Source organism: Bradyrhizobium sp. PMVTL-01 (genome assembly GCF_051861855.1).
GTDB lineage: Bacteria > Pseudomonadota > Alphaproteobacteria > Rhizobiales > Xanthobacteraceae > Bradyrhizobium.
The window spans coordinates 6607252-6617466 of record NZ_CP193982.1; the positions used below are offsets into that span (position 1 = coordinate 6607252).

At 64.3% G+C, this 10215-nt stretch carries 15 protein-coding genes; 7 read left to right on the top strand and 8 right to left on the bottom strand.

From position 1 onward, the window contains the following. Positions 1-17 precede the first annotated feature (17 nt). The 4 genes from ACRQ5Q_RS31945 to ACRQ5Q_RS31960 all read right to left on the bottom strand — a co-directional run bounded on the left by ACRQ5Q_RS31945 (position 18) and on the right by ACRQ5Q_RS31960 (position 4261). Positions 18-1592, bottom strand: a complete 1575-nt coding sequence (locus tag ACRQ5Q_RS31945; RefSeq protein ID WP_439393910.1) for an alkaline phosphatase D family protein — start codon at positions 1590-1592, stop codon at positions 18-20. Positions 1593-1878: 286 nt separating this feature from the next. Then, complete coding sequence (locus ACRQ5Q_RS31950) at positions 1879-2298, bottom strand: hypothetical protein (RefSeq protein ID WP_439373894.1); 420 nt, start codon at positions 2296-2298, stop codon at positions 1879-1881. 107 nt (positions 2299-2405) lie between these two features. Next, a complete protein-coding gene (locus ACRQ5Q_RS31955; RefSeq protein ID WP_439393912.1) occupies positions 2406-3407 on the bottom strand; it encodes an NAD(P)H-dependent flavin oxidoreductase in 1002 nt (333 codons plus the stop codon). A gap of 479 nt (positions 3408-3886) precedes the next feature. Further along, positions 3887-4261: a PRC-barrel domain-containing protein gene (locus ACRQ5Q_RS31960; protein WP_439373892.1), complete on the bottom strand. Its 375-nt coding sequence runs from the start codon at positions 4259-4261 to the stop codon at positions 3887-3889. A 132-nt stretch (positions 4262-4393) separates the two neighbouring features. Between ACRQ5Q_RS31960 and ACRQ5Q_RS31965 the strand changes: the two genes are divergently transcribed. The 6 genes from ACRQ5Q_RS31965 (at position 4394) to ACRQ5Q_RS31990 (ending at position 8556) form a co-directional block, all read left to right on the top strand. Next, on the top strand, positions 4394-6181 hold the full coding sequence (locus ACRQ5Q_RS31965; protein WP_439393914.1) for a thiamine pyrophosphate-requiring protein: 1788 nt from the start codon (positions 4394-4396) through the stop codon (positions 6179-6181). Positions 6182-6184: 3 nt separating this feature from the next. Continuing rightward, positions 6185-6412: a hypothetical protein gene (locus tag ACRQ5Q_RS31970; RefSeq protein ID WP_439393915.1), complete on the top strand. Its 228-nt coding sequence runs from the start codon at positions 6185-6187 to the stop codon at positions 6410-6412. Between the two features lie 76 nt (positions 6413-6488). Continuing rightward, positions 6489-7040, top strand: coding sequence for a DUF4142 domain-containing protein (locus ACRQ5Q_RS31975; RefSeq protein WP_439373889.1), 552 nt, complete (start codon positions 6489-6491; stop codon positions 7038-7040). Between the two features lie 114 nt (positions 7041-7154). Beyond that, positions 7155-7730 carry a phosphatase PAP2 family protein gene (locus tag ACRQ5Q_RS31980; RefSeq protein ID WP_439373888.1) on the top strand — a complete coding sequence of 192 codons (576 nt, stop codon included), beginning with the start codon at positions 7155-7157 and terminating at the stop codon, positions 7728-7730. Then, positions 7727-8074 (top strand): DUF3147 family protein, encoded by a 348-nt coding sequence (locus ACRQ5Q_RS31985; protein WP_439373887.1) that lies wholly within the window; start codon positions 7727-7729, stop codon positions 8072-8074. Before ACRQ5Q_RS31980 ends, ACRQ5Q_RS31985 begins: the two co-directional genes overlap by 4 nt. After that, positions 8074-8556 (top strand): DUF3147 family protein, encoded by a 483-nt coding sequence (locus ACRQ5Q_RS31990; RefSeq protein WP_439393917.1) that lies wholly within the window; start codon positions 8074-8076, stop codon positions 8554-8556. Before ACRQ5Q_RS31985 ends, ACRQ5Q_RS31990 begins: the two co-directional genes overlap by 1 nt. Before the next feature lie 148 nt (positions 8557-8704). Here the strand turns inward: ACRQ5Q_RS31990 and ACRQ5Q_RS31995 are convergent, their stop codons facing one another. After that, positions 8705-8863, bottom strand: a complete 159-nt coding sequence (locus ACRQ5Q_RS31995) for a hypothetical protein (RefSeq protein WP_439373885.1) — start codon at positions 8861-8863, stop codon at positions 8705-8707. 173 nt (positions 8864-9036) lie between these two features. Between ACRQ5Q_RS31995 and ACRQ5Q_RS32000 the strand changes: the two genes are divergently transcribed. Continuing rightward, positions 9037-9285, top strand: a complete 249-nt coding sequence (locus ACRQ5Q_RS32000; protein ID WP_439373884.1) for a hypothetical protein — start codon at positions 9037-9039, stop codon at positions 9283-9285. Between the two features lie 155 nt (positions 9286-9440). On the opposite strand, the gene ACRQ5Q_RS32005 is transcribed toward ACRQ5Q_RS32000, so the two are convergent. From ACRQ5Q_RS32005 to ACRQ5Q_RS32015, 3 genes are all read right to left on the bottom strand, one after another. Continuing rightward, positions 9441-9647 carry a hypothetical protein gene (locus ACRQ5Q_RS32005; RefSeq protein WP_439373883.1) on the bottom strand — a complete coding sequence of 69 codons (207 nt, stop codon included), beginning with the start codon at positions 9645-9647 and terminating at the stop codon, positions 9441-9443. Between the two features lie 80 nt (positions 9648-9727). Further along, positions 9728-9859: a hypothetical protein gene (locus ACRQ5Q_RS32010; protein ID WP_439373882.1), complete on the bottom strand. Its 132-nt coding sequence runs from the start codon at positions 9857-9859 to the stop codon at positions 9728-9730. A gap of 118 nt (positions 9860-9977) precedes the next feature. Beyond that, positions 9978-10172 (bottom strand): hypothetical protein, encoded by a 195-nt coding sequence (locus ACRQ5Q_RS32015; protein WP_439399916.1) that lies wholly within the window; start codon positions 10170-10172, stop codon positions 9978-9980. Positions 10173-10215: the final 43 nt, after the last annotated feature.

A 10215-nucleotide genomic window follows, 5' to 3' on the forward strand; every position in this document is an offset into this window, starting at 1 on the left:
GATCGGGTTAGCGCAGCTCAGGTGTGCTGGGCAGCCAGGGCCGGACGCGGCTGCGGCTGCGGCACGATATCGACCGACCAGAGATCACGATTGTCGACGTCCTTCAGGGTCACGGTCATCACGCCGCTCGGGCCGTCGATGTCAACACGGCCGAAGAATTGCAAGCCAAAACAAGGAGCGAGATTCTCGCCCTGCGCCGCGCTGCAGCCGTTCTGGTACATCGCGACCGGACCAAACGTATTGTCGAGCCCTCCCGGGCCCCAGGTACCGGCATGGAGCGGGCCGGAGACGAATTCCCAGAACGGCTCAAAATCCTGGAACTGGGCCTTGCTCGGATCGTAATAATGCGCGGCGGTGTAGTGCATGTCGGCGGTGAGCCAGACGATGTTGCGCACACCCGCGCGCTTGATCGAGGCCAGGAGATCGGCGATCTCGTGCTCACGCCGGTCCGGCGGACCATCGCCGAGCGCGACCGCGTCGAGGCTGATCAGGCCGATCGGCAGGTCGGCCGCGATCACCTTCCAGGTCGCGCGCGAGGCGGCAAGCTCGCGCTTCAGCCAGGCGAGTTGCTCGGCACCGAGGATCCAGCCGCCGTGATCATCGCCCTTGTTCCAGGTCTCGTCGCGAAAACTGCGCATGTCGATCATGAAGACATCGAGCAGCGGGCCATAGGCGATCCTGCGATAGACCCGGCCCTGCCGCGTGCAGATATCGCGGATCGGCATGAAGTCGAAGAAGGCACGGCGGGCGCGCGCGACCAGGCGCGGGGTGCCGTCGTCCTCGAAGCCTGCATCATCGTAGCTGCCGGTCGGCGACCAGTCGTTGGTGACCTCATGGTCGTCCCACTGCGCGAACATCGGCACGTGCGCGTGGAACGCGCGAAAATGCTCGTCGAGATGGTTGTATTTGTAATTGCCCCGGAACTGCGCCAGCGTGTGCGCGACCTCTGCCTTGTCCTCCGTGACGAGGTTGCGCCAGGTCTCGCCGTTCGGCAGCTTCCGCTCTGCGGGAATCGTGCAGTCGGCGTAGATGTGGTCGCCGGAGTGGATGAAGAAATCGGGACGGTTGTCGAGCATAGTGCGATAGCTGCGATAGCCCCCGCGCGAGACGTCGATGCCCCAGCCCTGCCCCGCGGTGTCGCCGGACCACAGGAACGAGATCGACCGGCCTGAGGCCGGCGCGGTGCGGAAATGGCCGATGCGGCTTTCGCCGGCGATGCCGGTGGCGATGTCGTCGAAGCGGATGCGATAGAAGATGTCCTGCCCGGTCGGCAGGTCGTTCAGCAGCAGTTTGGAGGTGAAGTCGGCATCTGGCAGCGCGTCGCGCCAAGCCGATGCGATGATGGTCTTGAAGCTCTCGACCGTCGAACACTCGACGTGCATCCGCGCCGGCCTGTCGGCGCGCGCCCAGATCACGGCGGAGTCATCCGAGACATCGCCCGACTGGATGCCGCCCGCAATCTGCGGGCGGTCTGCAGCGCGGCTGACGTGGGGCGTTGCGAGCGTGCCGAGCGAGGCAACGGCGAGGCTGGAGGTGGAGCGGACCAGGAATTGCCGCCGGCTCCATGCGCGCGGAGCGCGGAGTGTTGCCATTCAGGAGACCTTCGTCGAATCGCGACGGAAGGTGCCTGCGCCGTTTGACTCCTATCCTGATGGTTTCTTGACTCCACGCCTACGGTTCTGCGACGCGGGGATGACGGGCCGAGGTGCAGCCGCAGCCGTGGAGCGGTTCCTCGCTACGCTTGCGGGGAGAGGGTTGGGGTGAGGGGGAGTCTCCGCCCGGACGGTGAGAGTTGGACTCGCGGAGGCTCGGAATTCAAGCTTCGATCGAATTCCGGCCTCTCCCCGCGGGCGGGGAGAGGCGAAGAGAATGTCGCGCCTAGCGCTTCCAATTGCAGATGCCGCCGGAGCGGCAGGGCCAAGTCTGGATGCGGGTGTCCATCGCCTGGGCGTCGAGCGGATTGCCGCGGCGATGCGCGAGCTTCGTGCGCGCCGCACCGCGGGGCTGCGTGCCCTTGGCATGCGCGAGCTTCGGCTCCGACACGTGCACGCGTTCAGCCGCGACCTTCTTCGGCACGTCCATCGGCTCGGCCCGCGCCTGCGCCTCGTTGCCGCCCTTCGCCTCGAGCGCCACCGGCGCGAATTGCGTCTCCGGGCCGAGACGCTTCGGCGACAGCACCGCCTTGGAGAGGTCAAGACCAAGATATTCGTCAGGCTTGTAGTCGTCAGCGCGCGCGATGCCGCCCCACGCAAGGACGAGGGCTACGGCAACCGCAAAAGGAACGCCTTTCAGGACCACGGACGCCTCCTGAAACTGACTATTAAGGGGTAATTTACCCCTATTTAGGAGGCGTCGCGGGCAATTCCAGCGGCCGATTGCCGCCGTGGTTAAGAAGTTTGGCGGTGTCAGGCGACTTTTCGCGTCGCCCCCGTCCCATCCAGGAACCCCATGAGGCGGCCGCGGATGATGGTTTCCGCCTCGCCCATGATGCGATCGATGAGTTCCTTGCAGGAGGGGATGTCATGGATGAGGCCGGCGACCATGCCGCAGCTCCAGGCGCCGGCGTCCATCTGTCCCTCCAGCATGATCCTGGGATAGACGCCCGCGACCTGGTCGTGAATGTCGTCGATGGTGAGCTTGGCGCCCTTCTCGCGCTCGATCTCGAGCAGGCGATCGACATTGGCGTTCTTCAGCACGCGCTCGGTGTTGCGCAGCGCGCGCATGATCAGCCGGGTATCGAGCTCGGTGGCCGCGACAAGCGCGTTTTTCACGTTCTGATGCACCGGGGCTTCCTTGGTCGCAATGAAGCGCGTGCCCATGTTCATGCCGGCCGCCCCGAGCGAGAGTGCCGCGACGAGGCTGCGCCCGTCAGCCATGCCGCCGGAGGCGACGAACGGGATCTTCAACTCCTCAGCCGCGCGCGGCAGCAAGATCATGTTGGGGATGTCGTCCTCGCCGGGATGGCCGCCGCACTCGAAGCCGTCGACGCTGACTGCGTCGCAGCCGATACGCTCGGCCTTCAGCGAGTGACGGACCGAGGTGCATTTGTGGATCACCTTGATGCCGGCCGCCTGCAGCGCCGGCATGTATTGTTCCGGGCTGCGGCCCGCGGTCTCGACCGCCTTGATGCCGCCTTCGACGATCGCCGCGATGTATTCCGGATAAGGCGGCGCTGAGAAGGTCGGCAGGAAGGTGAGGTTCACGCCGAATGGCTTGTCGGTCATGTCGCGGCAGCGCGCGATCTCTTTCGCCAGCAACTCCGGCGTCTTCTGCGTGAGGCCCGTGATGATGCCGAGCCCGCCGGCATTGGAGACCGCGGCGGCAAGCTCGGCAAAGCCGACGAAATGCATGCCGCCCTGGATGATGGGGTGCTCGATGCCGAACAGTTCGGTGATCGCGGTCTTCACGTAAGTCGCCTCCCGGATTTGGTTTGTGTGGGATCAGTCTAACCGCAGTTTTGCGAAGCGGTCACCATTTCTCTCCGAACGGACTGATCTCCATCTCGAAGGTCCAGGCATGCACGTGCATGCAGGTCCGGGACGGAGGGTAGCGGTCGGGTGAGTGAGGCGAGCGGGCCTCTCTCCACCGTCATTGCGAGGAGCCCTTGCAACGAAGCATCCAGAGTCCGTCCGCAGGGACAGTCTGATCGCTCCGCCCGCTTGAGTGGCGACGGTCTTGTCTCAATGCCCCCGCGCCGGGCCCTCAGGTCGATCGGGCGCAGAATCATCAGTACCGCGACGAGCGCGCGCGTCCAGAACACATCGATATAGGGGAGGAAGCCGACCTGCTGCTGCAAGGTCCTGCCGACCCAGGCGACTGCCTGTGAAAGCGCGGCACTCACCGTGCCGCGCTCGCCTCTATTGCCGCTCTCGCCGCCAATTGCTCGTCAAGCGAATGGAACACCGTAGTACGAGTTGATGCCGCGAACCGCGGATTCATCACTCCAGTTCCAATCGCTTTTCGCCCCGTATTTCGGTGCGCCTTCCAGCTGCTTGGCCGTGATGCCGGTGACATATCCGCCGAGCTCCGTGTCGTATTTCAGCGACTGCCAGGGCAAGGGGTAGTGGTCGTTGCCGAGGCCGAGAAACCCGCCGAACCCAAGCACGGCGTACGAAACCTTGCCGCTGATCTTGTCGATCATGACCCGCTCGATCGAGCCGATCTTGTTGCGATCGGCACCGTATACCGATGTTCCCTCGACCTTGTCGCTGCCGATCAACCGGCCCATCTCGCTGCGGTCCAGCTCGCCTTGATTCAACATTGCAATTCTCCACTCAGCCAATGTGTGGACCAACCGGACAGCCGTGCGATCGTTCCGGCTCGGGTTCCTCCGGCAGGTCAGGAACATCGCAGGGAACGAGCGGTTCTTTGAGCTTCACAGAGGGCCATGCGGATGTCCCAGACCGTTTCCGACTTCATCGTCCAGCGCCTGCATCAATGGGGCGTGCGCCATATCTTTGGTTATCCCGGCGACGGCATCAACGGCGTCTTCGGCGCGATGAACCGCGCGGAGGGCAGGATCGGCTTCGTGCAGGCGCGGCACGAAGAAATGGCGGCGTTCATGGCAACCGCATACGCGAAATTCTCGGGCGAGCTCGGCGTATGCATCGCAACCTCGGGGCCCGGCGCCTCGCACCTCATCACCGGGCTCTACGATGCGCTGCTCGATCACCAGCCGGTGCTCGCGATCGTCGGCCAGCAGGCCCGCAACGCGCTCGGCGGGAGCTACCAGCAGGAACTCGACCTGGTTTCCATGTTCAAGGATGTCGCCGGCGCCTACGTCATGCAGGCATCTTCGCCTGCACAGGTGCGCCATCTGGTTGATCGATCCGTGCGGATTGCACTCGCCCGGCGGACCCCGACCGCGCTCATCCTGCCCAACGATCTCCAGGAAGAACCATACGAAAGTCCGCCCCGCGCCCATGGCACGCTGCATTCCGGCATCGGCTACAGTGCGCCGCGTGTCACGCCCCGCGAGGCCGAGCTCGACCGTGCCGCGGAGGTGCTCAACGCCGGCAAGAAGGTTGCAATGCTCATCGGCGCCGGCGCGCTTCACGCCACCGACGAGGTGATCGCGGTTGCCGACCGGCTGTCGGCAGGCTGCGCCAAGGCCCTGCTCGGCAAGGCCGCGTTGCCCGATGACCTGCCCTGGGTCACCGGCTCGATCGGCCTGCTCGGCACCGAGCCCAGCTACAACATGATGACGGACTGCGACACGCTGCTGCTGGTCGGCTCCGCTTTTCCCTATGCCGAATTCCTGCCGAAGGAAGGCAGCTGCCGCGGCGTGCAGGTCGACATCGACGCCAGCATGATGTCGATCCGCTTTCCCATGGAAGTCGGCCTTGTCGGCGATGCTGCCGAGACACTTCGCGCGCTGTTGCCGCGGCTCAAGCCGAAGACCGATGGTGCCTGGCGCAAGGGTATCGAGGACGATGTCGCCAGATGGTGGAAAACCCTGGATGATCGCGCGCATCAGCCGGCCACCCCGGTCAATCCGCAGCTCGTCGCCTGGGAGTTGTCCCCGCGCCTGCCCGACCGCGCCATCATTACCAGCGATTCCGGCTCCTGCGCCAACTGGTTCGCGCGCGATCTGAAGATACGGCGCGGCATGACGGCCTCGCTGTCCGGCGGCCTCGCCTCGATGGGCGCGGCGGTGCCTTATGCGCTCGCCGCGAAATATGCCCATCCTGATCGTCCCGTGATCGCGCTCGTCGGCGACGGCGCGATGCAGATGAACAACATGGCCGAGCTGATCACCGCTGCCAAATACTGGCGTTCCTGGCGCGATCCCCGTTTTGTCGTCTGCGTCTTCAACAACGAAGACCTCAACCAGGTCACGTGGGAGCAGCGCATCATCAACGGCGATCCCAAGTTCGAGGCCTCGCAGCAGATTCCGAATGTGTCCTACGCGCGCTTTGCCGAGCTGGTTGGGCTGCGCGGCATCTATGTCGACAGTCCGCAGGTCCTGGGCTCTGCCTGGGCGCAGGCGCTGGCGAGCGAGATGCCCGTGGTTCTGGAGGTGAAAACCGACCCCGAGGTGCCGCCGCTACCGCCGCACATCACCTTGCAGCAGGCCAAGAACTTCTCGCTGGCGCTGATGAAAGGCGATCCGAACGGGAGCGGCGTCATCAAAGGTGCAGCACGGCAGGTGCTCGAGACGATCCTGCCTGGAAAGGAGTGAGCCATGAGCGACTTTCGCGACATCCAGAACGGCGTCAACGATCCCGTCGACGGCGTCGACGTGAAGCAGCACTTCAACGACAACAAGACGCGGCACGAGCGCGCGCAGCGCCATGCGGACGTGCGCGCCGAGCCGTCGGCCTCGCCAGGCGAGCCGTTCCTGCCGGAAAGGCTGCGGCGCAGGGCGACCGATCCGATCAACCCGCGCACCGGCCGCAATCCGACCGATTAGGAACCCCGGTCCCGATCCCGGGTTGATCGCAAGTCGCGCGGCCAGCGGCCGCGCCGCCAATTCAGAGGACCGAACCATGAAACGAACCGTCATCGCCCTCGCCTGCGTGCTTCTCGCAGGTCCCGCGCTCGCCCAGTCGGTCGGCGAAAAGACCGGCGTCAATTCGGCGCTCGGCGTCGCGCCTGCGACTGCCGACTTCGTCAAGGAAGTCGCCATCAGCGACATGTTCGAGATCGAGTCGAGCAAGCTCGCAGAGCAGAAGGGCAACGCAAAGGAGAAATCCTTCGCACAGCAGATGGTGACCGACCACACCAAGACCAGCGGCGAACTGAAGGGTCTCGTCGGCAACGGCAAGGTCCAGGCAACGCTGCCGACGGCGCTCGACAGCTCGCACCAGAGCAAGCTCGACAAGCTCAAGGGCGCGACCGGAAAGGACTTCAGCTCCGATTACAACTCCTACCAGGTCAGTGCGCACGAGGACGCAGTTTCGCTGTTCGAGCGGTACGCCAAAGGCGGCGATAATGCCGAGCTGAAGGACTGGGCCGGCAAGACGCTGCCCGCGCTCAAGCACCATCTCCAGATGGCGAAAGAGCTCGACAAGGCGCCGAGCGTCGGCCAGTCGAAGTAATACTCTAGAGCGCCGGCTCTGCCGGCGCCCTCTCGGCCCTAAGCCGCAGGAACCATCACCGTCACACAGGCTTTACAAAAGAGTCATGGAGGACATTTCAGCAACTGCGGACCGATGGCACTCGTAACAGTCAAACCCACTCGGATCGACACGGCGATCGCGAATGAGATCGCCGACCACACCAATTCAGGGCTGGAGCAGACAGCACAGACGCTGACCTGGGCGGCCGACGAGCACGTGCTTCTGGCGCTTGCCGTTGCAGGGTGGCTGTACGCGCAATTGCGACGCCCGGAAACACGCCCCGCCGCCAATCATATTCTGGCAGTAACCCTGGCGACGGCGATGCTGCCGCACGCGCTGAAGTCCGTGTTCGACCAGACAAGACCCGATCGCACGACCATTCGCGGTCATGGACATGGCGTTCCCATCTCGGGGCGAGCGCGGGATGCCTTTCCCTCCGGCCACGCCATGCACATGGGTGCCCTCGCCTCGGCAGCGGGTCTCTTGCCGACAAGGCCGCGCCGCGCGATACGCGTCATCGCGGTCGCGCTTTCGCTGACGCGCGTTGTGCTGCTGGCGCATTGGCCGAGTGACGTGCTGGCGGGGTTCTCCCTCGGCATTGTCGTCGAACGACTCCTCAGGCCGCTCACATTGACACGGCGCCGGCACCACAAGCGGGTGCAGTCATGACCGAATACATCGTGCGCTTCATCGCCGGCGGGGTGATCGTTTCAGCTTTTGCGATCCTTGGCGACATGCTGCGGCCAAAGAGTTTTGCCGGCCTGCTCGGCGCCGCCCCGTCGGTCGCGCTCGCCACGCTCGCAATCGCGATCGTGCAGCATGGCAGAGCTTACGCCGCGGCCGAAAGCTGGACCATGATCTATGGCGCGATCGCGCTTGCCTGCTACGGCGTCGCCGTGTGCCATCTGCTGATGCGGTTTCGTCTTGCCGCGCTGCCCGCCACCATTCTCGCCTTCGCGGTATGGCTGGGCGTCGCCTTCGGCCTGCTCGCGAGCTTCGGAGGTGCCGCCTGATGCTGGTCAAGCTGTCCCCATCGGCGCTGAAGCAAACGCGCTGGTACGAATACGCTATTCGCTTCGTGCTTGGCGGACTGGCGACGGTGCTGGCGGGCATCATGGGTGCGAGCTTCGGCACCTCGATAGGCGGGCTCTTCCTTGCCCTTCCCGCGATCTTCTGCGCCAGTGCAACGCTGATCGAAAGTCATGAGCGGCGGGCCAAGGAGAAGGCAGGTCTCGACGGACGCCGGCGCGGGCAGGAGGCCGCAGCGCTCGACGCAGCCGGCGCCGGCCTGGGGAGCATCGGTCTTGCTGCGTTCGCCGCCGTCTTCTACGTCACGGTCCCACAGAGCAGCGTAGTCGCCTTCATCGGCGCCATCCTCGCCTGGGCCGTGGTATCGATGTCGACGTGGTGGATGAGACGGAAACTTCGTATCGTCTCGCATCGCGTGCCGTCCGAATCCAGGTCGCGATTAGCGCGGCGTCGAAGCGTCTCGTAGCTTGAGGAATTCGAACATCTCCGCGGCAGCATGAAGCTGTTCGATGCGCGCGGCAACGGAATCCCGCTGAACGCCCACCGGCAGACTTGCAAGTTCGTGCTCGAGCCGCAGCCTCTGCGCGTCGAGACGCTGTTCGAACGTGTGGGGTTCAGACCGTCTTCGCATCGTCCGTCCTCGGCGGTTGCAGGCCCGGGCTGTTCGCCCAGCGCTCAACTTGATCGATGACCTTCTGGTGGCTTGGCCGCACCGGCTTTGCTGCTTCTGGCTCGTCGGAAAGCTTGCGGGGTAACCTGACCTCATCCGTCATGGCCGATCTCCCTTTGAAGTAGAATGCGCCAGTACTCGACTCGTTTCAACATTAACTTATTGATTTTGCTATATCTTTTTACTCAATTGGCAGGTTCGTCGACTCTTGTGGAACTCCCACTAAGTTCGTTTGTTGAGTAGACTGCTCAAATTACTCATTTTGCGTGATCGACCATGAATGACCTTCGCGCCGAGCGCCTCCAGGTCATGCTCTCACCCGACGAGCTGGCCGCGGTTGATGATTTCCGGTTCAAGCACCGCATGCCGACCCGCGCTGCGGCAGTCCGGGAACTGCTCAAGTTTGGGCTGGCGGCAGCGGGCGTCGATGCCGCTGCAGGCGTGAAGTCGAGCAGCTTCGGCGTGTTCGGCCGCGGGCCGGACGGTCACACTCAAAGCGACCCCGAAGGCAGCAAAGAGGACTGATCAAGCCTCGCGCGGCAAAACGGCCCCGGCACGGTGGGTGCCAGGGCCGTCCCTGGAGATTGCTTCCGGCGCACCGGGGGCATGCCTACCAGAAGCAATCCGTCGACTCTTCGCGCGCGGATTCGTTCCTTGCGAGAACCTTTAGCGGATCACCCCTAGCCGGTCGGCGCGTCGCCGGAATCATCCGGCATCACGCCGGAGCCTGGCGTCTTGTTCTTGTCGGTAAGCTCAGGATCGCGCGTCGCCTCGCGCGACGGCGAGCCCTTCGGGTCCGTCTTGTGCACGGCCTGGGCGCGCTGCTTGTCGCGCGGCTGCTCCTCCGCGCGCTGGTCCTTGACGATGCCGTGGTCGGAATGGGCCATGATATTCTCCCGCTTCTATCTCGATGTATCGAAGCGGCTACGCAGGTCAGCGCCGAATGTTCCGGGCGCAAGCGACGGCGCTAGCTATGCGCGGCATGAACCGCAGCAGACGCCTTCCCGAGCTGCACCTGCCGCACCGTCGTCACCGTCGCGAACGCGACCGAGACGCCAAAGGCTAGAATGAGTGAAAGAAGGGCGAGACGTGGAGCCATTGCAAAAACTCCTTCTGGGATCAAAATCCACGCGATCGATTGCTCCCGCATGATCCTGCATTGCTCGCTTGCGGTCCGTGCTTCATCTCACACGCGGACTGACGAAGACGACAGCCGTCTATGCCCCGTTGTTTTGGGGGATGCGGACGGTCACGGGCGGGATTTCGCCATCGAGCCAATCCTGCTCCCTTGCGAGCGCCGTCCAGGCATCCGCCATGCGCGAATAGCGCCTGTAGGCGGGTTGCCCTTCCGCGCGCTCGGCGAGCTGCAGGCAGTTCTCCGCGTTATCCCTGAATACGTCAGACTGTTTCATGGCCAAGACGTGGGGACGGAACTCCTCCATCGCAACCGTCCTT